Origin of the sequence: Pseudonocardia sp. DSM 110487 (assembly GCF_019468565.1) — a bacterium.
Taxonomy (GTDB): domain Bacteria; phylum Actinomycetota; class Actinomycetes; order Mycobacteriales; family Pseudonocardiaceae; genus Pseudonocardia.
Window position 1 is genome coordinate 9,396,101 of the sequence record NZ_CP080521.1, and the last position, 23,237, is coordinate 9,419,337.

Here is a 23,237-nt window from a genome sequence, read left to right on the forward strand (position 1 = left end):
CCCGATCCGTCCCCGATTGCAGCAAGGCCACCTTCACGCAAGCACGTTGCGTCAAGGTGGCCATGCGGCAATTCAGGGACTCAGCGGCGGCGGGCCTTCACCTTCCGCGGCGGGGGAAGGGCGCCCTCCGCACGGAGCTTCGCCGCGTGGGCCGCAAGGGCGTCGACCAGTGCCGGGACGCGGGCCTCGGCCGGCTGCACGTCGACCCGCAGGCCGAACTCGCGGGCCGTCTCGGCCGTCTGCGGGCCGATGCAGGCAACGATCGTGCGGGCGTGCGGCTTGCCCGCGATCCCGACGAGGTTGCGCACCGTGGACGACGAGGTGAAGCACACCGCGTCGAACCCGCCGGTCTTGATGGCCTCGCGGATCGCGGCGGGCGGCGGCGCGGCGCGCACCGTGCGGTACGCGGTGACGTCGTCGATCTCCCAGCCGCGGTCGCGCAGGCCCGCCGCCAATGTCTCGGTGGCGATGTCGGCGCGCGGGAGCAGCACGCGGTCGACCGGGTCGAGCACGTCGTCGTAGGGCGGGAAGATGCTCAGCAAGCCCTCCGACGACGAATCCTGGCCCTCGTCGATCGACGGGACGAGCTCCGGGTTGATGCCGAAGCCGCGCACCTTCTCGGCCGTGGCCGAGCCGACGCACGCGATCTTGACGCCGGAGAACGCGCGGGCGTCGAGCCCGAACTCGGCGAACTTCTCCCACACCGCACGCACCGCGTTGGTGGAGGTGAACACCACCCACTGGTAGCGGCCGTCGACGAGGCCCTTCACCGCGCGCTCCATCTGCGTGGGCGAGCGCGGCGGCTCGACGGCGATGGTGGGCACCTCCTCCGCGCTGGCGCCGTGGACCGCGAGCCGGTCGCTCATGGCGCCCGCCTGGTCCTTGGTGCGCGGCACGAGGACGCGCCAGCCGTACAGCGCCCGCGACTCCCACCACGACAGCTCGGCGCGCAGGCCCACCTCGGCGCCGACGGTGACCACGAGCGGGCCCTCGAGCTCCGCGGCCTCGGCGGCCATCGTCGCAAGGGTGCTCTGCACCGTCTTCTGCGTGGTGTGGGTGCCGTTCACGGTGACGGCGACGGGGGTCTGCGCGGGCACACCGTGCTCGGTGAGCGCCGAGGCGACCTCGGGCAGGTGCGAGGCGGTCGCGTGCAGCACGAACGTGCCGGGCGCCGCGGCGAGCCGCGGCCAGTCGACACCGGCGCGCACGTCGGCCTCCAGGTGCGCCGAGCCGAGCGGGACACCCGCGTATGCGGGGACCGCGGTGCCCGCGGCCACGCCGGGGATGACGTCGAACGGCACGGCGGCCGCGGCCACGGCGATGGCCTCCTGCACGACCGAGTCGATGGTGAAGGGGTCACCGCTGACGAGCCGCGTGACGCTGCGGCCGTTCTGCACCTCGGCGACGAGGTCCTTCGCGACATCGTTCGGCTGCCCGACGGCGGGGCGTACCTCCGCGCCGTCGGCAACGAGCGCGAGCACCTGCTCCGGGACGTCTGAGTCCGTGACGACGAGCGGCGCGCTCGCGAGGACCTCCCGCGCGCGGACGGTCAGCAGGCCGGGGTCGCCAGGGCCGCTGCCCACGAAGGCGACCCGTCCCGGGTTGGTCTCGACAGTGCTCGACCCAAGCGGCGTAGGTGTCATCTCGGAACTCCCGATCCAGCGTTTCTCGGAAGGGCATCGAGGCCCCCCATGTCGAGCAGCTCTGCGGCCAGGGCCGCACCGAGCTTCTCGGCGTCGTCCATGTCTCCGGTGACGGAGGCGCGCAGCAACGCCCCGTCGATCATGCCGACCACCGCCCGAAGGGACAGGCGGTCGACAACCTTTCCGTCGTCATCCAGATCGGAGACGACGTCGGCCAGTGCCCCGACCGGGGCGCTGCAGCCCGCCTCGAGGGTGGCCAGTACCGCGCGCTCGGCGGCCACCGCGGCCCGGGTGAACGGGTCCTCGAGGACCGCGGCGAGGGTCTTGCCGAGCTCGATGTCCTGCGCCCTGCACTCCACCGCCAGTGCCCCCTGTGCGGGCGCGGGCAGCATCTGGAGCGGGTCGAGCAGCTCGGTGGCCTCGGCGAGCCGCCCCAGCCGGGACAGGCCCGCTGCCGCGACGACCACGCCGTCGAGCTCGCCGGAACGCACCTTTCCGACCCGAGTGTCGACGTTGCCGCGGATCGCGACGACATCGAGCCCGAGACCGAGCGCATCGAGCTGCGCGATGCGCCGCGGTGAGCCGGTGCCGATCCGCGCGCCGGTCGGGAGCTCACCGAGCACCATGCCGTCGCGTGCCACCAGCGCGTCGCGGGGGTCCTCCCGGGCGGGCACGGCCGCGAGCCACAGCCGCGGGTCGGGCGCCGTGGGGAGGTCCTTGTAGGAGTGCACCGCGATGTCGATCTCGCCGCGCGCCAGCGCGTCCCGCAGCGCCGACACGAACACCCCGACGCCCAGCTGGGCGACCGGCGCCGACGAGCGGTCGCCGGACGTGCTGATCTCCACCAGCTCGCACTCGTGACCCGCCGCACGCAGCCGGTCGGCGACGATGCCGGCCTGGGCCATGGCGAGCGCGCTCGGCCGGGTGCCGATACGCCATCTCATGCGTCCTGCCCCTCGTGGGAGTCGGTGCGGACTTCCAGCGCGGCGAGCACGTCGCCGCTGCGCTGGATGGCCACCGCGTTCGGGGTCTGCGGGTCGAGCTCGAACAGCGCTCGCAGCGCGGCCGCGTAGCTGTCGCCGTCCGGCCCCTCGGCCAGCTTCTTGACCTGCACGGTGGGGGTGTGCAGAAGCTTGTCGACCACCCGGCGGACGCTGCGGCCGAACTCCTCGCGCACCTTGGGCTCGAGGTCGGGCAGCCGCGAGTCGAGCCGCAACAGCTCGGCGTCGATCACCTCGGATGCGCGCCTGCGCAACGCGGTGACGGTGGGCGTGACCTCGGCGGAGCGCTGCGCGGCGAGGTAGGCCTGCGCCTCGTCGGCCACCAGCTGCTGCGCCGCGGCGACGGCGGCGCCCCGGTCGCCGGATGCCAGCCTGCGCTGCAGGGCGGCCAGGTCGACGACCGCGACGCCCGGCAGCTCGGCCACGCGCGGATCGACGTCGCGGGGTAGGCCCAGGTCGACGATCGCGAGCCGGCGGCCGGCCCGCTCCGCGACGGCGTCGGCCACCTGGTCGAGCTCGACAACGGTGCCGACGGCACCGGTGCACGCGACCATCAGGTCGGCAGTGGCCAGCTCCGCGGCCAGCGTGTCCAGCGCCGCGACGCGCGCGGGTGTTCCCTGCGCGCGCGTGTTCTCGGCCAGCCGGTCGGCCCGCTCGGGCGACCGGTTGAGCACCACGATCTCGGCGACCCCGGCCCGGCGCAGGTGGGCGGCCGCGAGCGCGCCCATGGCGCCTGCCCCGACGACGACGGCCCGGCGTCCGGCCAGTTCACCCAGCTCGGCGGCGGCGTCGGCGAGCGACTCGGAGACGACGGAGGCACCTGCCGTGTCGATCCCGGTGCTCGTGTGCACGCGCTTGCCGACGCGCAGCGCCTGCTGCACGAGCTCGTGAAGCGCGCGCCCGACGGTGCCGGTCTCGTCGGCCGTGGCATAGGCGGTGCGCAGCTGGCCGAGGATCTGCGCCTCGCCGACCACCATCGAGTCGAGGCCGGCTGCGACCGCGAACAGGTGCTGCACCGCCGAGCCCGCGTAGTGCACGAAGACGTGCTCGGTGAGCTCGGTGAGCGACATCCCGGCGTGCTGTGCGAGCACGGCCGATACGTCGGCGAGGCCACCGTGGAAGGCGTCGACGACGGCGATGACCTCGATGCGGTTGCACGTGGAGAGCAGCACGGCCTCCGACACGTGCTGCCCGCGCAGCAACTCTTCCAGGAGCTTCGGGACCTCGGTGGCCCCGACGGCCGCGCGCTCGAGCACCTGCACCGGCGCGCTGCGGTGCGACAGACCCACTACGAGCACGCTCACCGCTCGACCTCGCTGCGCTCGGCCGGCCCATCGGGAGATGACGCAGCGCGCGGGCGCTGTGACAGCGATTCGCTCGCAAGCTCGCTCATGTGCAGCAACCTCCCCGCCCCGTTGACGGAGTGGCCGTTGACCACCGTGGCCTGCTCGGCCGCCGCCACGTGCTTGCGCGCCACGTGGAACGCGAGGATCTGCAGCTCGACGGCGAGGTCGACCTTGCGAACCTCGACCTCGTCGGGCACCTGCAGCACGACGGGGGCGAAGTTGAGGATGCAGCGCACCCCCGCCTGGACGAACAGGTCGCAGACACCCTGCGCAGCCTGCCCCGGTGTGGCGATCATCCCGATGGTGACGCCGCGTTCGGCGCAGACCTCCGGGATCGCCCTGACGTGCTCGACGAGGATGCCGTTGATGTGGATGCCGACGAGATCGGGGTCGACGTCGAACAGCGCGGTGACGGGGAAGCCCCGCCCGCCGAAGCCGCCGTAGCCCGCGAGCGCGTGCCCGAGGTTGCCGATGCCGACGAGCGCGACGGCCTGCCGGTGGTTGAGCCCGAGGGTGCGCTCGAGCTGGTGCACCAGCGCCGCGACCTCGTACCCGACCCCTCTGATGCCGTAGGAGCCGATGTAGGACAGGTCCTTGCGCAGCTTCGCCGGGTTGACACCCGTGGCGGCGGCGAGCTCGTCGCTCGACACCGTGTCGGCGCCCTCCTCCGCGAGCTCGCCGAGCTTGCGGAGGTAGACGGCGAGCCGGGCGACGCTTGCCTCGGGGATCGACCGCAGCCGGGCGGGCGACTCCTCGGAGCCGGCATGCGGCGGCTTCGTCACGCTCACGTCTCCTCGATGATGCTGTGCCCGGTGAGGCAGGCGGTGGCCGTGCACCGCCTCGCTTGATGGATTCGTGCCGAATACCCCGGGTCCGGGTGTTGACGGCGACTGGATTACACGGTAGTCGCTTGTGAAGGCACGCACAAAGTTGCGATCTTGAACGTGGGCATGCACACGCGGCCCGCGAGCCGCGCTCGACCGATGGTCGTCCCATGACTGCCGCTCGTCGCGTGGGTCGTTCGCAAGCCCGGACGTGGCAGCCGCCGCCATCTGCACCATGGCCGAGACCTCGGAGATCCCGGTCACGCCGTTTCGGGTGCCGTCGGATCCGAGGTCACCGACCCTGCCGCCGCTCTTGCGGCCACGTTGCCTCGCGCGCCTGCCGCCGCTCGTGAGCCCGGATCCGTGATCGATCGACGATCGGCCGTTCCTGGCCGTCGAACGGCTGGTGCTTCCCGCCGGAGGTGAGGGGCACTAGCCAGCGGAGAACGAGACGTCGGGCCACCCGGTCGCCCCGTCCGGGACGGGATCGGCGACCGCCTCGGTCTGCGTCACGCCGTCGGCGGCGGTGGCCCGGCTGCGCACGGAGTGGCCGCCGGGCGCGACGTCGAACTCGGCGCGCCACATACGCCAGGTGTCGCCGCTCACCTCGGTGGCGAGCTCGGCATCCTGCCACGGCCCGCCGTCCATGCTCACCTCGACGCGTCCGATCCCGGTCGGCTGAGACCACGCGATGCCGGCCACCGTCAGCCGTCCGGCCGGCACCGCCGCGAAGCCGCGCGGGCTGTCGATACGCGACTGCGTCTTGATCGGCGCGCGCTGCGCCCACCCGCGCTGCAGCCAGTAGCCCGCCTTGGCGTCGAACGTCGTGAGCTCCATCTCGGTGATCCACTTCGTCGCCGAGACGTACCCGTACAGGCCGGGGACGACCATCCGCACCGGGAACCCGTGCTCGAGCGGCAGCGCCTCCCCGTTCATGCCGACCGCGAGCATCGCGCCCCGGCCGGGCTCGAGAAGCACGTCCACCGGCGTTCCGGTGTACCAGCCGTCCACGCTCCTGGAGAAGGCCTGGTCCGCGCCCGGCCGCACGCCGACCTCCATGAGGAGGTCGCGCACGTCGACGCCCGTGAACGTCGCGGTGGAGATCAGGTCACCGCCGACGGTGTTCGACACGCAGGTCAGCGTGACCGGGCGCTCGACGAGCGGCCGGGCCAGGAGGTCGTCGAAGGTCAACGTCCGCTCCGCGTCGACCATCCCGTGGATGCGCAGCGACCAGTCCTCAGCGGCCATCACCGGGACCCGGAGTGCGGTGTCGATGCGGTAGAAGTCGGCGTTCGACGTGAGGAAGGTCGGGGTGCCCAGCTGTGGGTAGGCGGCAGAGGCCGGGACCGCGGGGGCCCGCTCGGTGAACCGGGCCGCCGCGATCCGTGCGGTGACCGGCCCCCGCAGGTCCCCGACGCCGCGGCCGAGCCACGCCCCGGCTGCGCCCCCGGCGAGCGACGCCACCCCCACCGCGGCCGCGGACCGCGCGAGGAGCGCACGGCGGGTGAGGCCGCCCGGCTGCGCCGGTTCGTCGGGACGTTCCGCCGCCGCGAGCGCGCGCCCGTGCAGCCACCGGACCACCGCAACGCCCACCACCAGCGAGACGGTCGGCGCGAGCATGTCCAGCGGTGAGAAGGCCGGCTCGAACATCACGGCCCCGAGCCCGAGCACCCCCAGCACGATCACGGTGCCCACAGCGGGCCCGTAGTGCCGGCGCGAGACAACTCCCGCGAGCGCCGCGATGCCCACGATCACCACGCCCATCCCGGCGAGCAGCACCGGCTTGTCGGCCGTGCCGAAGGCGGCCTTCGCGAACTCGACGAGCCAGTGCGGCGACAGCCGCACCACCGCGTCCCCGACGGCCAGGTAGGGCGACGAAGCAGGCGCGACGAGGCTCGCCACCAGCTGCCCCGCCGCGACGGCCGCGGCGACGCCGAGCACCCCCACGAGCGCGGCCCACCCCCGCGGGATCGCCGGTGCGGCGGGCTCCCCGGCCCGATGCGGTGCCTCAGTGGTGCTCACGGCACAAGTCTGGCCCCGGGCGGCCCCCGAGGAGATGACGATCCGAGGACGCCTCGCGCCGGTTCCTGAATCGTCCCGGTGGTCGAGTAGGGACGGCGCCCCAGCGCCGTCCCGTATCGAGACCACCACCCCTCGCAGACAGGCGCGTGGTCTCGATACGCGCCGGCCCTGGTGGGCCGGCGCTACTCGACCACCGGAGGAGAGGGCCGGCGCTGCTCGGTGGGGCGGTTCAGGCCAGGGCCGCGCGGAGGCGGTCCTCCTCGACCCGCCAGAAACCGTGCTCGCGCCCGTCGACCTCGATCACGGGTACCCGGTCGCCGTATTCCGCGCGCAGCTCGGGGTCGGAGTCGACGTCCACCGTGGTCCAGCCCGCCCCCACGTCGGCGCAGATCCGGGCGACCTCCGCCTCCGCCTTCTCGCACAGCCCGCAGTCGGCGCGCGTGTAGACGGTGACCCGCGGCGCCGTCACGACCGCCCCGCGAGCTGCCGGCGTGCCACCTTGCCGGTGGGGGTGCGGGGCAACGCGTCGGCGAACTCGATCACCGACGGCACCTTGAACCGGGCCAGCCGCTCCGTGCAGTGCGCGAGCACCTCGTCCTCCGTCAGCTCGGCGCCCTCGGCGCGCACCAGCACGGCCTTGACCGCCTCGCCGGTGTTCTCGTCGGGGACCCCGACGACCGCCGCCTCAGCCACCGCCGGCAGTTCCGCGAGCACGGTCTCCACCTCGCGGGGGTACACGTTGAAGCCGTTGACGATCACCAGGTCCGACGAGCGGTCGACGAGGTGCAGGTCACCCTCGTGGTCGAGGAAGCCCACGTCGGCGGTGCGGAACCAGCCGTCGGCGTCCGGGCCGCCGTCGCCGTCGGGCCAGTAGCCGGAGAAGAGGTTCGGTCCACGTACGGCCACCAGCCCGGTGTCGTGCGCCGGGTCGGAGACGTCCTCGTCGATGTCCTCGGGGTCGGGGGCGGCCACGACCTCGATCGGCCTCCCCTCGCGGTCCACGAGGCGCAGCTCGACGCCGGGCAGTGGGCGGCCGACCGACCCTGGCTTCGGTGGGCGGCCGATCGCGTTCATCGTGAGTACCGGGCCTGCCTCGGTGAGGCCGTACCCCTCGTAGATGGGCAGGTCGGTGACCGTCCGGAAGTCGTCGAGCCACTGCGGCGGCAGCGGCGCCCCTCCGGACGTGCACAACCGCAGGCCCGCGGTGGCGGCGCGCAGCTCGGCGGGCGGGAGCTCGAGCAGCGCCCGGAACATCGAGGGCACGCCCGCCATCCCGCTCACGCGCTCCCGCACGAGCACGTCGGCGATGTGCTTCGGGTCGAAGCGCTCCGTGAGCACGACCGTGGCCCCCGCCCAGCAGGCCTGCAGGAACCCTGCGGCGAGGCCGAAGACGTGGAAGAGGGGGATCGACAGGAGCACCCGGTCCACCGGGAGGACCGGCGCGGGTCGCAGCGATGCGGTCTGCTCGCGGTTGGCCAGCACGGCCCGGTGCGACAGCTGCACGCCCCGGGGGCGGCCCGTCGTGCCGGACGTGTAGATCAGCAGCGCGATGTCCTCGCCGCCGCCGAGCGCCGCCACGGCGGGCGCCGCCGCGCCGGGACGAAGATCGGGCGGCGGGAGCAGGGCTGCCCCGACCGACGGGCCGCATCGCTGCGCCGCGTCGTCGCCCTCCGCAGCAACGACGACCGCTGGCCGGCAGTCGTCGAGCACGATCTCGAGCTCGCGGGCCACCGCCACGGGTCCGAACGGGACGGACACGGCGCCCGCCCGCAGCGCACCGAGCACCGAGACGCAGAACGCCGCACTGTTGCCCAGCCGCACGAGCACCCGCTCGCCCGCCCCGGCTCCGGCCGCCCCCAAGCGGGTTGCCTCCGCGCTCACGGCGGCGTCGAGCTGCGCCCACGTGAGCGTGATCTCGCTGGTCACGTCCACGATCGCGGCCAGGTCCGGGGTGCTGCGCGCCGCCCTCGCGACCAGATCGGCCACGTGCTGCGGGGTCCCGTCCTGCGGGCTGCCGTCAGGGCTGTCCACGGTTCTCCCAGGGGTCGGCGCTGCGCCGGATGGCCTCGACCGCGAGTCTGGCATGAACCCGGCGGCGCGGCGCCCACGACGCTCGACGCACTCGTGCAGGCCAGTGGCCCGCGACACGCGGAAGACGATGACACTGACCGCGCGTAGTCGGCCGCTCACCGGACCGCGGGCGCGCCGAACGGTGGTGCGTGCTTCGCCACACCCGCCCGCCCGTATGCTCCGCCGCTAACACCTCAACGGCCGACCCACGAGATCGTCGCGAAGCTCACCCGAGGGAGTGGCATGCAGCCTGTCGCCGCCGGCGCACCGCGGGCCGACCCGACGGACGCCTGTGCGTTGCGCAGACGCTCGGCACGGCGTCCTGACCATCGACGTACCGATCATCGACCCGCTCCAAGGGCCTGCCGGGAGCCATGACCCGTCCCGCGCGACAGCCTCGGCTGCTCCCCACCGAGACCACCCGATCCCCCGCGGGTGAAGAGGTACAGATGCCCCCGACCACAGCTCCCCGCGTAGGTTCCGCCGGCCCGCCACCCCAAGCCGGCGCCACCCGCCCTCCGCTCCCGCTCCCCCGACGGCACAGCCCCGGCGAGTCCCCGGCGGCCACGGGTGATCCCTCGACCCGCACGCACGACGCGGCCGCGGCGCCCCCCGAGGAGAGCGGCGGCGCATGGGCGCTGGTGAAGGCGGCGCAGGACGGTGACATGGTCGCCTTCGGCGACCTGTTCGACCGCTACTACGACGTCGTCTTCCGCTACGTGCTCTTCCGCACCGGCGACCGCACCCTCGCCGAGGATCTCACCCAGGAGACCTTCGTCCGGGCCCTCCGCCGCATCTCCTCGGTCAGCTACCAGGGCCGGGACATCGGTGCGTGGTTCGTCACCATCGCCCGGAACCTGATCTTCGACCACGTGAAGTCCAGCCGGTACCGGCTGGAGCAGACGACGAGCGAGATCATCGAGCTCTCGCCGAGCACGGGTGGCCCCGAACAGGAAGTACTGGACGGCGCCACCAACGACGAGCTGCTCCGCTGTGTCCGGAAACTCAACCCTGACCAGCAGGAATGCATCCAGCTTCGCTTCCTGCAGGGCCTGTCCGTGGCCGAAACGGCCGAGATCATGGACCGTAACGAAGGCGCCGTCAAGGCCCTTCAACATCGAGCGGTCCGACGGCTCGCCCAGCTGCTCCCGGAGGGTCTCCGATGATCCGCAGCGATATCGCATCGACCGCCCGTCGCGTTACAGGTGCGGCGAATGAACGACTCAATGCGGTGAACGGTCTTGGCGCCGTAACCACCGGCTCGTCCGCTCGTTGTAGGGCTGAAGGCCGCGCCGCGCACGCCCGCGGCACGGGTACTGACAGCGCAGGGATGCAGTGAGGACGGCCAACATGCCCGCCGGACAGGGCAAGGACGCAGAGCGGTTCGCCGCCGCCGTGGAGTCGGGGACACCCCTCGGCACCACGGACGACGCCGATCTCGCGCGGGAACTCGAGATCGTGGCCATGCTGCGGTCGCGGGGTACGGCGTTCGCGCCGGACGCCGAGACGAAGGCCCGGGCCAGGCAACGCCTCATGGCAGTGCTCGCCGCCGAGCAGGGCGGCCCACGGCAGGCACCCCGCCACGCCGCGGCGCCGCCTGACGCCACGGAGCTCACCGCACCGCTCGGCAAGCCGATCGAGCGCGTGGACGGCGACCCGACGGCCGAGACGACGCTGATAGAGCCGATCACCGCGGATTCCGCTCCCGGCTCCGACGCCGACTCGGACACCATCGCCGAGCCGATCCCGCTCCACGGGGGCGGGCGGGCCGGCCGCAGGGCCCGGCACAGCATCGGCGGCCGCCGCTCCGGGCGTTCGGCTCTGGCCGGCCTGCGCGGCCGCGTGGTGTTCGCCGGTGCGGCAGCTGCCGCCGCACTGCTCGCGATCGCCAGCGGTGGGGTCCTCGCCAGCAGCAACGCGCTGCCGGGCGACACCCTCTACCCGGTCAAGCGGGTCGCGGAGTCCGCAGGCCTCGCCCTCACCTTCGACGAGGGCAGCAAGGCGCGCCGCCACCTCGAGATCGCCGCGACCCGGCTCTCCGAGGTGGAACAGCTGGCCCGCGACACGCAGTCGGCGCCTTCGCCCGATGTGTTCACCACGGCGATGGACGACTTCGACACGGCCACCAACGAGGGCTCCCAGCTGCTGCTCTCCGCGGCCGAGACGGACCAGGGCGGCACCGCGGCCGAAGATCTGCACAAGTGGGCCTCCGAGCAGTCCGACAAGCTCACCGAGCTGGAGCCCGCACTGCCCGCGTCGGCGGATGCCGACGCGTCGAAGGAACTGCTCGCGCGGCTGCTCGGCCAGACGGCGAGCGCCGACGAGGACACCTCCCGTCGCACGGCCGGCGAGAGCGAGGACAAGTCGGGCTCCGAGGACGCCGCGGAGGACGCCACCTCCACGCCGGACAAGGAGACGGACTCGTCGGACGCGCGCGAGACCGACGCGCCATCGCGCAGCTCCGAGAAGAGCACCGAGCGCGAGAACCCCGGGCTGCTTCCGGACCTCGTCCCGAACACGAATCGGGACGAGGAGGAGAAGCCGTCCGACACCTCCACCAAGGAGGACGACGGCACGTCGGAATCCGAGTCGGACTCGGGTGACGACGGTGACGGCAACGTCTCGGTGCCGCTGCCGTTATTGCCGCCGGTCACGCTGCCGCCGCTGCTCCCGGGTTTGCCGGGGATCACCATCGGCTGAGTCGCAACGTCATGAAGGCCGCCGCGGAACGTGTTTCCCGCGGCGGCCTTCGTGTCGCGTGTGACGTCACGGTTGGCAACCCATCGGTCACCGAACCGGCCTCGTCCGTCCGCCCGGCAACAGTAGGCTGAGGTGACGAATCCCGACGGAGGCCCGTAGGTGGTTGAACAAGAACCTCGCGAACCGCTCTCCCCCACCGGCTCCGGCGAGCTGAGCGGGGCCACGGAGACTCCGGGTGTTGTCGGTTCCGCCACTGCCACCGACCCTGCGATACGCGCCGGTGAGGCCGCTGCGGCCGCCGCCGTGGCAGCGGGCGACAGCGGCCCGCCCGACGTCCCGCTCACGGACCTCACCGCCGCCGCCTTCTTCGACGTCGACAACACGATGATGGTCGGCGCGTCGATCTTCCACTTCGCCCGCGGGCTCGCCGCGCGGAAGTTCTTCACCACCGCCGACCTCGTCGGCTTCGCGTGGCAGCAGCTGAAGTTCCGCATCGGCGGCCGGGAGACCACGTACTCCACCACCACCGGGCGCGACACCGCGCTGTCGTTCGTCGCGGGCCGCTCGGTCGCCGAGATCACCGCGCTCGGCGAGGAGATCTACGACGAGCTGATGGCCGACCGGATCTGGGCAGGCACCCGCGCACTCGCCCAGATGCACCTGGACGCGGGGCAGCGCGTCTGGCTCGTCACCGCCACCCCTGTCGAGCTGGCCCTCATCATCGCCCGCAGGCTCGGGCTCACCGGGGCGCTCGGCACGGTGGCCGAGAGCGTCGACGGGTTCTACACCGGCCGGCTGGTCGGTGAGATCCTCCACGGCCCCGCGAAGGCCCACGCCGTGCGGGCGCTGGCCGTCACCGAAGGACTGGACCTGCGCCGCTGCACGGCCTACTCCGACTCCGTGAACGACGTCCCGATGCTCTCCGCCGTCGGCACCGCTGTGGCCGTCAACCCCGACTCGGAGCTGCGCGACATCGCGAAGGAACGGGGCTGGCAGGTCCGCGACTTCCGCACTGGCCGCAAGGCGGCCAAGATCGGCATGCACTCGGTGCTCGGCGCAGGCGCGATCGCGGGCGCCGTCGCAGCGGGCATGGCCGCCCGCAAGCGCTGAACCCGAGCTCAGCCGAAGAAGGCGCTCCTGCGCTGGCTCAGCAGCCGGTAGAGGGTGTGCTGGATCGTCTCGCGCACCTGGTCGGTCAGGTTGAACACCGTCATCGGGTCGTCCGCGTCGGCGCGGTCGATCTCGTCGGTGCCGATCGGCTCGCCGAACTCGATGTACCACTTCGACGGCAGCGGGAGGAGCCCGAGCGGCCCGAACAGCGGGAACAGCGGGGTGATCGGGAAGTACGGGGCGCCGAGGAGCCGGGCGAGCGGCTTGATGTCGCCGATCTTCGGATAGATCTCCTCCGCACCCACGATCGCGCACGGGATGATCGGGACCCCGGTGCGCAGCGCGGCCGCCACGAATCCGCCGCGGCCGAACCGCTGCAGCTTGTACCGATCCCGGAAGGGCTTGCCGATGCCCTTGAAGCCCTCGGGCCACACCCCGACGAGCTCACCGGACGACATCAGTCGCTCCGCGTCCGGCATGCAGGCGAGCGTGCTTCCCTGCTTGCGGGCCAGCGCGCCGACCACCGGAAGCTGGAACATCAGGTCCGCGCCGAGCATCCGCAGGTGACGCTGCGCGGGGTGCTCGTCGTGCAGCGCCACCATGGCCATCAGGGAGTCCAGCGGCAGCGTGCCCGAGTGGTTGGCCACCACGAGGGCGCCACCCTCGTCCGGCACGTGGTCCATTCCGATCGTCTCCACCCGGAACCAGCTGCGGTACAGCGGCCGGAGCGCGGGCAGGATGACGTGCTCGGTGAGGTCGGCGTCGAACCCGAACTCGTCGACGGCGTAGTCGCCTTCCAACCGCCTGCGCAGGAACGCGAGCGACTCGGCCAGCGCCTCCTCCCACGGAGGAGGGCCAGTGTGCTCGGGCTCGGTCACGAACGGCGCCTCGTCGGCATCACCCCATGTCCTCCGGCGATCTTCGGCATGCAGCGGGATCACCCGGGCTTCGGTCATGACGGCTCGCTCCTCCTCGGCCCGAGGGCCGGCGGGGCTGTGCACGGCGCGGCGGCGGGGCGTCATCGCAGCATCCTCATCCCTGGTTTCCTCCAGCAGCCTGATCAGCGCAGGGCCCGCGCGGCGGCGAGCACGCCCTGCTCCACGGCGGCGAACCGCTCGGGATCCACCACGGGGCGCAGCGCGCGTCCGCGGACGTAGTCGTCGAAGGCCTGCACGGTGGTCCAGCGTGGGGTGAAACCGAACTGCCTGCGCAGGCGCCGGTTGTCCACCACGCGGCCGAAGTTGAGCAGCCGCATCTGCTCCGGGGAGAAGTCGACGAGGCGGGCGCTGCGGAAGAGCCTGCCCACCGGGCCCACCATCGTGCTCGGTACGGGGATCGGTATCCGGCCGGCCCTGCGGATGGCCTGTGAGAGCAGCAGCACACCGTCCGCCGCGACGTTGAAGACACCCGGGATGTCCTCGCTCGCGGCGCGCTCGAGCACCGCGAGCCCGTCCTCCTCGTGCAGCAGCTGCACGCGCGCGTCGTAGCCGAGCACGATCGGCACGGCGGGGAGCGCGAAGTACCGGGTGAAGACCGTGTCGATGCGCGGGCCGATGAAGTTCGAGAACCGCAGCGTTGTGACCGACACGTCGGGGCGCCTGCGGGCGAACCCGCGCAGGTAGCCCTCGATCTCGACCGCGTCTTTGGCGTACCCGCCGGACGGCAGGTCCTTCGGCGTCATGGCCTCGTCGAACAGCGCGGGGTCCCGCGGGCTCGATCCGTACACGGCGGTGGTGGACTTGAGCACCATGCGCCGCACCGACGGCGCCTTCTGGCACGCGGCGAGGAGCTGCATCGTGCCGATGACGTTCATCTCCTTCATCGCAACGCGACCGCCGGACGAGCCCGGGTTGGCGGAGAGCGAGGCATGGACGACGGTGTCGACCGATGCGGTGGAGATGACCTTCGAGATCAGCGGGTTGCGGATGTCTGCACGCACGAACTCCGCGCGGCCCATTCGGCGGAGCAGATCTCGCGGGGGCGGCACGGTGTCCACCCCGAGTACCCGGTCGATGTCGGGGTTCTGCGCGAGACGAGCGGCGAGGTGGCCACCGAGGAACCGACTGACCCCGGTGACGAGCACGACGGATGGCGGCACGGCACTACCCCAGGAACGCAGACGGATTCGGCGAGTGACCGATGGTAGACCGCCCGCGGCGGCTGTGCGGGTACGACTTCACCCGAGTGATGGGACGCACGGCAGGTAAACGCAATCCCGGGTGCAGCCTCGAGGCCGCACCCGGGATCGGGTGACAAGGGTCTTACTTGCCGAGCTTGCGCCGCTGCACGCGGGTCCTGCGGAGGAGCTTGCGGTGCTTCTTCTTCGACATCCGCTTGCGGCGCTTCTTGATGACGGAGCCCATGCGTGGCGGCCCTTCCTGTCGGGACGCGGCCCGGGACGGGCCACTGGTCGTGCGGTGGAGGTGCGGCCCGGCCGGGCGCAGCGCGACGGGCGCGCACGGGCCGGGCGATGACCGGTGGCCCACTCTACCGGGGGTTCTCGGGCGCGGCGCGTCCCCGGGGGTTCAGCCGGCGTCGAAGTAGGCGCTGCGGAGGTACTCCTCCACCGCATTCTTCGGAACGCGGAACGAGCGTCCGACGCGCGCGGCGGGCAGATCGCCGCCGTGCACGAGCCGGTACACGGTCATCTTCGACACCCGCATCATGGCCGCGACCTCGGCGACCGTCAGGAACTGCACCTGCGAGAGGTGAATTTCCGAAGGTTCGGACGGCATCCGATCACCGCTTTCGTGGTCGCACCGGCCGCCCGGTCTCCCGTGGCAGGGACGGCGCCGATGTTCCGAATGAGCTTAGCGGTGCGGATGTGACGTGATCGAGGGGAGTGGTGGGCAGGAGGGTGACCGAAGGCGGCGCGTACGGGTGATCTCGCTGGCCCGTTCGGGCTAGAGGCAAGTCATTGCGCGGCCTTGCCCAGTTCCACGGACCTGTCTCGCGCCGCCTCGATCGCCGCGATCAGAGCCGCCCGGACGCCGTGCCGCTCGAGCTCCCTGATGGCCGCGATCGTCGTGCCGGCGGGCGAGGTGACCGCCTCGCGCAGGATCACCGGGTGGTCGTGGGACTCGCGCAGCATCCTCGCGGCACCGAACGCCGACTGCACGATGAGGTCAGCCGCGACGGCACGGGGCAGGCCGAGCAGAATCCCCGCGTCGATCATCGCCTCGACGAGGAAGAAGAAGTAGGCGGGCCCGGATCCGGACAGCGCCGTCACCGCGTCCTGCTGCGACTCGGGGACCCGTACAACCCGCCCGACCGAGGCGAGCATCTTCTCCACGGCGGTGAGCTGCTCGTCGGTGGCGTGCGTGCCCGGGGAGATCGCGCTCATCGCCTCCCCCACCAGCATGGGGGTGTTCGGCATCACCCGGACGACGGGGGTGCCGGCCGGGAGGGCGCCCTCGAACAGCGCCGTCGGGAGGCCGGCGCAGAGCGACACCACGAGGGTGCCCGGACGCAGCACCGGCGCGAGCTCGGTGAGGACCGGCGCGATGTCCTGCGGCTTCACGGCGACCACGACCATGTCCGACCGCTCGGCCGCGGTCGCCACGTCGACAGCCTCGACCCCGAGCCGGGAGGTCAGCTCGGCTGACCGTTCCGGGTGCCGCTCGGTGAACACGAGGTCGTCGGCGGACCGGCCGCCGGCGAGCAGCCCCGCCAGCAGCGCCTCACCGATCTTCCCCGCCCCGAGCACAGCGATCCGTGTCATGGGCGGAAACGGTAGTCGCAGGGTCTCAGGGCGCGAGTGGGGAGAGGGCCAGCTGGCGGGCCTGGCAGACCAGCCGGCCGGCCGAGTCGACGACCGTGACGTCCTCGTCGAACCAGTCGCCCGCCACCGCGCGCGTCCGCGCCTCGATCCGCAGCCAGCCCGGTGCGGGCCGCTCCCGCAGCAGCGCCGTGAGCTGCACGGTCGGCGCCCAACCGACGCGGCCGCCGAGGTTGAACACCGTGGGCGCCATGATGTCGCCCGAGAGCAGGGCGAACAGGACGTCGGTCGGCTCGCCGCGCGGCCGGGCCCAGCCGCGCAGCAGCGGCGGCGCCTTCTCACCCCTCGCGAAGGCGAACGTCGGGGTGTCATAGCGCAGCTCGCAGGCACCCGCGACGCCGAGGGCGACGCCCGAGTCCCGCGGATCGATCGCGTCCGGCGTCGGCTCGGCGGGCATCTCGGGCAGGTCGCTCCACCGCACGCCGTCGTCGGGCAGCCGGCCGGCCGTGACGGTCGCGGCGAGCACGAGCCGGCCGTCCTGGCGCATCCGGACCGCCACGACCGACGCCGTGCGGCCGAGCTTCAGCAGCTCGGTGTCCAGCTCTACTGGGCCCGGGTCGGGTGCACGGAGGTAGTCGGCGGCGATGACGAGCGGGTCAGGGGCAGCACCCGGCCTCTCGGTATCGACGCGAGCCAGCCCGGCGCGGGCGAGCAGCACCATCAGCAGGCCGCCGTGCGCCTTCGTGCCGACCGTGAAGCGGGTGCCCAGCTCGGCGGCGAAGCGGCCGTCGCCGCGCGGGGTCAGACCGATCGCATCGCGGAACGGCCGGTCGGCGTCAGTGGTGGTGGCGGTTGGTCGCACGGAACAGTGCGTATCACCGGCGTCCATCGCCGCGCGCGCCGATGTGATCGGCGCTACTGGACGGGAACCGCGGCCGGCCGGGCCGTTGGCTGTAGGTGCAGGCGGGCGAACAGCAGCGACTCGGCGAGCAACGCCGCGCGTTCCGACCGGGTGCGGCAGCGCCGCGTGCTGACCTCGATGACGACCACACCGTCGAACCAGGACCCGGTGAGGCGCTCGCAGACCTCGGCGCACGGCTGACCGCCGCGTCCCGGCACGCGGTGTTCGTCGCGCGGGGAACCGCTGCCGTCGGCGAGGTGGACGTGGGTGAGCGCCGTTCCCATCCGATCCAGCAGGGCGAGCGCGTCGATGCCTGCGGCCGCGGTGTGGGAGAGGTCGAGCGTGTAGTGGGCGTGGCCGACCTCGGTGGGGTCGAACCCGGGTGTGTAGGGCACGGTGCGCACCCCGGACCGCGTGATCGGGTACATGTTCTCCACGGCGAGCGCGACCCCGGCGTGCTCGCCCGCTCGCGCGACCTCGTCCGAGAACTGCGCGGCGTACCGACGCTGCCAGCGGAACGGCGGGTGCAGCACGACGGTGCGGCAGCCGAGCGTGGCCGCTGCCGCCACCGAGCGCCGGATCCGGCCGATCGGGTCGGCGGTCCACACCCGCTGCGTGACGGCCAGGCAGGGCGCGTGGACCGCCAGCACCGGTATCCCGAAGCGGTCGGCCAGCCGGGCGACCGCGGAGATGTCCTGGCTGATCGGGTCGATCCAGACCATCAGCTCGACGCCGTCGTACCCGAGCTCGGCGGCGAGCTCGAACGCCACCCGGGCCGACTCGGGGTAGACCGATGCGGTGGAAAGCGCAACCGGCGGGGCCGGCGGCAGCCCGGGCGGCGGCATCTCAGATCATCTCCCGAGCAACACGAGGATGGCCGGGGAGACGGTGAGGAGCAGGCCGACGAGCACGGCGAACAGCGTGGTGCGCAGATCGCTGCTGCGCAGCAGCGCCCGCACCACCACGACGAGACCGACGGTGACGAGCACCGCAGCCGCCAGGCCGACCACCGGCAGATCGCGCCACAGGAAGCGGAATCCGACCCACAGCGCGGCGCCGCCGATCGCACCCGCGATCCACTGCGCGATCACGGCGGCCCACGCCGGGCCACCGGCGGCCGCCTGCTCCTTCTCCTCCGTCTGGACGGAGCGGCGCCGGACCGGCGCATCGTCGTCGCCGTCGCCGGGGGCGAAGATGCCGGTCGGCTCCTCACTCACACCATCGCGGTCGAGCCCCGCCGGGTAGTCGGCGCGGTAGTAGTCGTCGTCCTCGTCGCCCTCGTCGTCGAACGACACCGGCGCCGAAGCCTGGGTGGGCGGTCCGCCGTCGTCGCCGCGGCGCCTGCCCTCGGTGCGGTTGCGCTGCCATGGCTCCGCCCCGGCAGGCGGGGCACCGGTCATCGTGGGCGGCCCGTCGTCCGGCTCCAGCTCGTCGTCCGGCTCGGGCGGCCGACGCCTGCCCTGCGTGCGGGCCTGGTGCCACGTCTCCGCACCGACCGGTGGGGCACCGACCATCGTGGAGGGGCCGGCGTCGTCGTCATCGTCCGGCTCCGGCTCGGGACGCCTGCGCTGCTGCTGGATCCGGCTGGTGGCGGCCGGATCGGCAGACCTGCCGCCGCCATGGACGTGCGGCATCTGCTCGGTGGGGATCTGCTCGTCGAGCGCCCGGCCAGGGGCGACCGCTGGCTCCGGCGCCTCCCACGACGGCCTCCCGAGTGAGCGCAGGTCACGGGCCCGGGGCGCGCGACCGTTCGGCTCGGGTTCGGCGCCACGGGGATCCCGTGCGGGCGCTTCCCGCTCCCGCGGCCTGCGTGGCGGCTCGTCCTGGGCCTCCCAGGCCGGGGCCGGATCACGCGACTCCCACGGCGGCGTCTCCCGTTCGTCGGCCGCCCGTCGGGCACGTCGCGGTGGCGCCTCCCGGGGCTCCGGCTCGGCGTAGCGAGGCTCCGGCTCGGCGTAGCGGGACTCCCGCACCGGCGCGGCGTCCCACTGGTCCTGCGCGGGGCGTGCCTCCCGGCCCGGCGCCTCCCGGCGGCCGTTGTCCCACCGATCCTGGTCGTCCCACTGCCCGGCGTCCCACCGCTCGGACGCCCAGTCGTCGGCTCCCGGCTCGTCCGCGCCCCACGGATCGGCAGGCCGCTGCTCGGTGGGCCGCCGCTCCGGCGCCCTGCGCTCGGGCGCGCGCTGCTCGGGCGCGCGCTGCTCGGGCGCGCGCTGCTCGGCGGGCCAGTCGGCATCGCCACCCGCGCGGCGGCGGCCGCCTGGCTCCCGCTGAACCGGCGGGGGCGGCGGTGGCGGCTGCGGGGGTAGCGGTGGGGGTGGGAGCGCAGCCTCCGGAGCGGCCCTGCGCGGCTCCCGGGGTGGCTCGGATCGCCAGTCCGACGGATCGGCGGCGGGGGCGGCGTAGGCCTCCTCGTCCGGCTCGTCGGGTTCGCGGCGGCGCCGCCGACGACCGCCGGACACATTGCCGTCGCCGTGCGCGGCGAGCAGCTCGGCGACTGTGCGCTGGCGTGGGTGGTCGGTCTCGGAGCTCATCCAGTACACCGTGCCTCGTACGTCGTCAAGCGTCCAAGCCGTTCGGGCGCGTCCTGCGCCGAGCGGTCGATCTGGGCCGTCCCATCGAGCGTGTCGAGCCTCCTGAGGATCACTCCTTCGCGCAACGCCCACGGGCAGATCTCGAGCCGCGGCACGCGCAGTGCCCGCATCGCGGCCTCCGCGACGAGCGCACCGGCGGCGAGCTGGGGTGCCCGGCTCGGGCTGACCCCCTCCAGCTCAGCAAGATCACCCGACGACATGCGGGTGACGAACGCGCACAGCTGCCGGAGGCCGACGTCGGTGAGCGTGCGCCGCACGCGGGGCCCGGCACCGGACGGCGCGGCTCCGGCGAGGCGGGCGAGGGAGCGGAACGTCTTCGAGGTGCCCACCGCGAGGTCCGGTGAGCTCGCCCGCCGGAACTGCACGGCCACCGGCGCCAGCTGGGCGTCGAGGTGCTCGCGCAACGCCTCGATCTCGGTGCGCCCCGGCGGGTCGCCGCGGAAGAACTCGCGGGTGAGCCGCGCCGCACCGAGCGGCAGCGATGCCGCGACGGTCGGTTGCTCGTCGATGCCCGCGGCCAGCTCGAGGGAGCCGCCGCCGATGTCGAGCACGAGCAGCTGCCCTGCCGACCACCCGTACCAGCGGCGCACGGCGAGGAAGGTGTACCGCGCCTCGTCCTCGCCGGGCAGCACCTCCAGCCCGACGCCCGTCCGGCTCCGCACGTGCTCCAGCACCGCGGCCGAGTTGGTGGCATCGCGCAACGCCGACGTGGCGAACGCGAGCAGATCGTCGCACCCAGCCGACGCGGCGACCGCACCACCCCGTTCGACGGCCCTGACGAGGGCATCGGACCCGGCCGCGGTGAGCGCGCCCGTGTCGTCGAGGTGCTCGGTGAGGCGCAACGCTGTCTTGTCCGACATCATCGGCGTGGGGTGGGCACCCCGATGCGCGTCCACCACGAGGAGGTGGACGGTGTTGGAACCGACGTCGAGCACACCGAGGCGCACGGACCCAGGCTACTGCGCGGACGTGACGCTCCCGTGACCTAGCCGGTCCTAGCCCGCAACGCAACCACTCTGACCTGCATCGATGCGTATGTTGTCCACATCCCCACAAAGTTGTCCACAGGTGATGGTTACGCCGCATGGACGGGCATATCGGACGTGTCGCGGGCACTCTGGAGACATGCGCTTCCATCTCCGCAAGTCGTTGCGGCTCGGCCCGCTCCGCATCCACCTCACCGAGCGCGGGTTCAGTTCCTGGGGTTTGCAGCTCGGGCGGTGGACCTGGAACGCACGCACCCGCCGGCACACCATCGACACGCCCGGCCCCGGTTACCTGAGGTCCCGGGGCCGGCGTCGCTAGCGATCTCCGGCTACGCCTCGAACTTGTAGCCCAGCCCGCGCACGGTCACCAGGTGGCGCGGGGCGGACGGGTCGGCCTCGACCTTCGAGCGCAGCCGCTTGACGTGCACGTCGAGGGTCTTGGTGTCGCCGACGTAGTCGGCACCCCACACGCGGTCGATCAGCTGCCCGCGGGTGAGCACGCGGCCGACGTTGCGCAGGAGGTATTCGAGGAGGTCGAACTCCTTCAGCGGCAGCGCCACGTCCGTGCCGTTCACCGACACCACGTGCCGCTCGACGTCCATCCGCACGGGGCCCGCCTCCAGCACGCCGGGCTGGCCGTCGGCCTCAGCGCCCGCCTCGCCGCCACGGCGCAGCACCGCGCGGACGCGCGCGATCAGCTCGCGGGCCGAGTACGGCTTCGTCACGTAGTCGTCGGCGCCCAGCTCGAGGCCGACGACCTTGTCGATCTCGCTGTCCCGAGCCGTCACCATGATCACCGGGACGGCGGAGCGGGTGCGCAGCGCCTTGCAGACATCGGTGCCGCTCATCCCGGGGAGCATGAGGTCGAGCAGCACGATGTCGGCGCCGTTGCGGTCGAACTCCTCGAGCGCGTCCTGCCCCGTGGCAGCGACGGCCGTGGTGAAGCCTTCCTTGCGGAGCAGGAACGCGAGCGGATCGGCGAAGGACTCCTCGTCCTCGACGATGAGCACCCTTGTCATGGATCTCCTCACCTCACCCGACGCGGTCGGGCACATCGGCAGGCCGGCTCTTGGGGTCGGCCGTCCCGTGGTCGGACAGTGCGGCGGACGCGGGCACCGCGGGCTCCGTGCCCGGCTCGTCGTGCACGGGCAGCCGCATCGTGAACGTCGAACCGGTGCCCGGGCTGCTCCACAACCGCACCTCGCCGCCGTGGTTGGCGAGCACGTGCTTGACGATCGCCAGGCCGAGGCCGGTGCCGCCGGTGGCGCGCGAGCGTGCCGGGTCGACGCGGAAAAAGCGTTCGAACACCCGCTTCTGGTGCTCGGCCGCGATGCCGATACCGCGGTCGGTGACGGCGATCTCGACCCACTTCCCGCACCGCCTGCGGGACACGGACACCGCCGAGTCGGGGGGCGAGTACGCGATGGCGTTCTCGACGAGGTTGGACAGGGCGGTGACCAGCAGCGTCAGATCGCCGTCGACCTCGAGCCCGGTCGGCCGGTCGACGATGATCTCGATTTCTGCCGCCTCGGCCGACAGCCGCGAGCGGGCCAGCGCCTCCTGCACGACCTCGTCGACGTCCACGACCTGCAGCTCCGGCAGCCGCTCCGCGCCGGTGAGCCGGGACAGGGCGATCAGCTCGGTGACGAGGTTGCCCAGCCGGTTGGCCTCGTTGAGGATCTTCGTACCGAACCGGCGTACCTCGGCCGGGTCGTCCGACGCGTCGAGCACGGCTTCGGCGAGCAGCCCCATGGCACCCACGGGGGTCTTCAGCTCGTGGCTGACGTTCGCCACGAAGTCGCGCCGGGTGGCCTCGAGCCGCACCGCCTCGGACGTGTCGGCCGCCTCGACCATGCTGTATCCGTCGCCGAGGGGGCGTACGTGGGCCAACACGGCCGCTGGTTGGCGGCCGCGGTGGTCGAGCGGGGAGAGGTCGACGTCCACCGTGGTGCCCGCGCGGAGCACCTGCTGGCTCGCCGTGGCGGCGCGCGCGTCGGGGAGGCCGCCCCGCACCACGCCGAGATCGGCGGCGCGCGGGTTGTGCAGCACGACGTCACCGCCGCGGTCGAGCACGGCGAGACCCTCGTCGGTGGATCGGAACACCCGTTCCAGCAGGTCGGCCACGGTCGGGTCGGGCACTGGCGCGGCGGGTGCCGGGATGGGCTCCTCGCGCCGGCGCCCCCAACGGAGCCCGAGCACGAGGCCGAGTACGAGCGCACCGGCCGCGATCGCCACGCAGAGCAGCGCGTCCACGAGCGCATGGTAGGCGGGCCCACCACCGATCAGGCCAGTTCAAGAGGCCCGTCGTGACGCGCCTGACGT

Annotated in this window: 22 protein-coding genes; 4 read left to right on the plus strand and 18 right to left on the minus strand. The window is 73.0% G+C overall.

The window, feature by feature from the left end; all coding sequences use genetic code 11:
* Positions 1–80: 80 nt before the first annotated feature.
* The 7 genes from K1T35_RS44340 to K1T35_RS44370 form a co-directional block, all read right to left on the minus strand.
* Positions 81–1,643, minus strand: coding sequence for a bifunctional uroporphyrinogen-III C-methyltransferase/uroporphyrinogen-III synthase (locus K1T35_RS44340; protein ID WP_220257628.1), 1,563 nt, complete (start codon positions 1,641–1,643; stop codon positions 81–83).
* A complete protein-coding gene (gene hemC / locus K1T35_RS44345) occupies positions 1,640–2,587 on the minus strand; it encodes a hydroxymethylbilane synthase (protein WP_220257629.1) in 948 nt (315 codons plus the stop codon). Before hemC ends, K1T35_RS44340 begins: the two co-directional genes overlap by 4 nt.
* Complete coding sequence (locus tag K1T35_RS44350; protein WP_220257630.1) at positions 2,584–3,948, minus strand: glutamyl-tRNA reductase; 1,365 nt, start codon at positions 3,946–3,948, stop codon at positions 2,584–2,586. The genes hemC and K1T35_RS44350 overlap by 4 nt, the downstream gene beginning before the upstream one ends.
* On the minus strand, positions 3,945–4,778 hold the full coding sequence (locus K1T35_RS44355; protein ID WP_255621337.1) for a redox-sensing transcriptional repressor Rex: 834 nt from the start codon (positions 4,776–4,778) through the stop codon (positions 3,945–3,947). The genes K1T35_RS44350 and K1T35_RS44355 overlap by 4 nt, the downstream gene beginning before the upstream one ends.
* A 468-nt stretch (positions 4,779–5,246) precedes the next feature.
* Positions 5,247–6,836, minus strand: a complete 1,590-nt coding sequence (locus K1T35_RS44360) for a molybdopterin-dependent oxidoreductase (RefSeq protein ID WP_255621338.1) — start codon at positions 6,834–6,836, stop codon at positions 5,247–5,249.
* A gap of 229 nt (positions 6,837–7,065) precedes the next feature.
* On the minus strand, positions 7,066–7,305 hold the full coding sequence (locus tag K1T35_RS44365) for a glutaredoxin family protein (RefSeq protein WP_220257632.1): 240 nt from the start codon (positions 7,303–7,305) through the stop codon (positions 7,066–7,068).
* On the minus strand, positions 7,302–8,867 hold the full coding sequence (locus K1T35_RS44370) for an AMP-binding protein (RefSeq protein WP_255621340.1): 1,566 nt from the start codon (positions 8,865–8,867) through the stop codon (positions 7,302–7,304). The genes K1T35_RS44365 and K1T35_RS44370 overlap by 4 nt, the downstream gene beginning before the upstream one ends.
* A 488-nt stretch (positions 8,868–9,355) precedes the next feature.
* Between K1T35_RS44370 and K1T35_RS44375 the strand changes: the two genes are divergently transcribed.
* The 3 genes from K1T35_RS44375 to K1T35_RS44385 all read left to right on the plus strand — a co-directional run bounded on the left by K1T35_RS44375 (position 9,356) and on the right by K1T35_RS44385 (position 12,716).
* Positions 9,356–10,072, plus strand: a complete 717-nt coding sequence (locus K1T35_RS44375; protein WP_220257633.1) for a sigma-70 family RNA polymerase sigma factor — start codon at positions 9,356–9,358, stop codon at positions 10,070–10,072.
* A gap of 184 nt (positions 10,073–10,256) precedes the next feature.
* A complete protein-coding gene (locus K1T35_RS44380; RefSeq protein ID WP_220257634.1) occupies positions 10,257–11,606 on the plus strand; it encodes a DUF5667 domain-containing protein in 1,350 nt (449 codons plus the stop codon).
* A 159-nt stretch (positions 11,607–11,765) separates the two neighbouring features.
* Positions 11,766–12,716, plus strand: coding sequence for an HAD family phosphatase (locus tag K1T35_RS44385; RefSeq protein WP_255621341.1), 951 nt, complete (start codon positions 11,766–11,768; stop codon positions 12,714–12,716).
* 8 nt (positions 12,717–12,724) lie between these two features.
* On the opposite strand, the gene K1T35_RS44390 is transcribed toward K1T35_RS44385, so the two are convergent.
* From K1T35_RS44390 to K1T35_RS44430, 9 genes are all read right to left on the minus strand, one after another.
* Positions 12,725–13,672 carry a lysophospholipid acyltransferase family protein gene (locus K1T35_RS44390; protein ID WP_220263247.1) on the minus strand — a complete coding sequence of 316 codons (948 nt, stop codon included), beginning with the start codon at positions 13,670–13,672 and terminating at the stop codon, positions 12,725–12,727.
* A 104-nt stretch (positions 13,673–13,776) separates the two neighbouring features.
* On the minus strand, positions 13,777–14,814 hold the full coding sequence (locus K1T35_RS44395; RefSeq protein WP_220257635.1) for an NAD-dependent epimerase/dehydratase family protein: 1,038 nt from the start codon (positions 14,812–14,814) through the stop codon (positions 13,777–13,779).
* 163 nt (positions 14,815–14,977) lie between these two features.
* Complete coding sequence (locus K1T35_RS44400; protein WP_003402602.1) at positions 14,978–15,079, minus strand: 30S ribosomal protein bS22; 102 nt, start codon at positions 15,077–15,079, stop codon at positions 14,978–14,980.
* A 162-nt stretch (positions 15,080–15,241) separates the two neighbouring features.
* Positions 15,242–15,451 carry a helix-turn-helix domain-containing protein gene (locus K1T35_RS44405; protein ID WP_220257636.1) on the minus strand — a complete coding sequence of 70 codons (210 nt, stop codon included), beginning with the start codon at positions 15,449–15,451 and terminating at the stop codon, positions 15,242–15,244.
* A gap of 179 nt (positions 15,452–15,630) precedes the next feature.
* On the minus strand, positions 15,631–16,437 hold the full coding sequence (gene proC / locus K1T35_RS44410; protein ID WP_220257637.1) for a pyrroline-5-carboxylate reductase: 807 nt from the start codon (positions 16,435–16,437) through the stop codon (positions 15,631–15,633).
* A gap of 25 nt (positions 16,438–16,462) precedes the next feature.
* Positions 16,463–17,296 carry a thioesterase family protein gene (locus tag K1T35_RS44415; RefSeq protein ID WP_255621343.1) on the minus strand — a complete coding sequence of 278 codons (834 nt, stop codon included), beginning with the start codon at positions 17,294–17,296 and terminating at the stop codon, positions 16,463–16,465.
* Between the two features lie 53 nt (positions 17,297–17,349).
* Positions 17,350–18,180, minus strand: a complete 831-nt coding sequence (locus K1T35_RS44420; RefSeq protein WP_220257639.1) for a sugar phosphate isomerase/epimerase — start codon at positions 18,178–18,180, stop codon at positions 17,350–17,352.
* 6 nt (positions 18,181–18,186) lie between these two features.
* Positions 18,187–19,869, minus strand: a complete 1,683-nt coding sequence (locus K1T35_RS44425) for a hypothetical protein (protein WP_220257640.1) — start codon at positions 19,867–19,869, stop codon at positions 18,187–18,189.
* Positions 19,866–20,876 (minus strand): Ppx/GppA phosphatase family protein, encoded by a 1,011-nt coding sequence (locus K1T35_RS44430; protein WP_220257641.1) that lies wholly within the window; start codon positions 20,874–20,876, stop codon positions 19,866–19,868. Before K1T35_RS44430 ends, K1T35_RS44425 begins: the two co-directional genes overlap by 4 nt.
* A gap of 178 nt (positions 20,877–21,054) precedes the next feature.
* Here K1T35_RS44430 and K1T35_RS44435 point away from each other — a divergent pair, with 178 nt between their 5' ends.
* On the plus strand, positions 21,055–21,234 hold the full coding sequence (locus K1T35_RS44435) for a DUF4236 domain-containing protein (protein WP_220257642.1): 180 nt from the start codon (positions 21,055–21,057) through the stop codon (positions 21,232–21,234).
* 10 nt (positions 21,235–21,244) lie between these two features.
* On the opposite strand, the gene K1T35_RS44440 is transcribed toward K1T35_RS44435, so the two are convergent.
* Positions 21,245–21,934 (minus strand): response regulator transcription factor, encoded by a 690-nt coding sequence (locus K1T35_RS44440; protein WP_220257643.1) that lies wholly within the window; start codon positions 21,932–21,934, stop codon positions 21,245–21,247.
* Between the two features lie 13 nt (positions 21,935–21,947).
* Positions 21,948–23,168 carry a cell wall metabolism sensor histidine kinase WalK gene (locus K1T35_RS44445; protein ID WP_220257644.1) on the minus strand — a complete coding sequence of 407 codons (1,221 nt, stop codon included), beginning with the start codon at positions 23,166–23,168 and terminating at the stop codon, positions 21,948–21,950.
* Positions 23,169–23,237 lie beyond the last annotated feature (69 nt).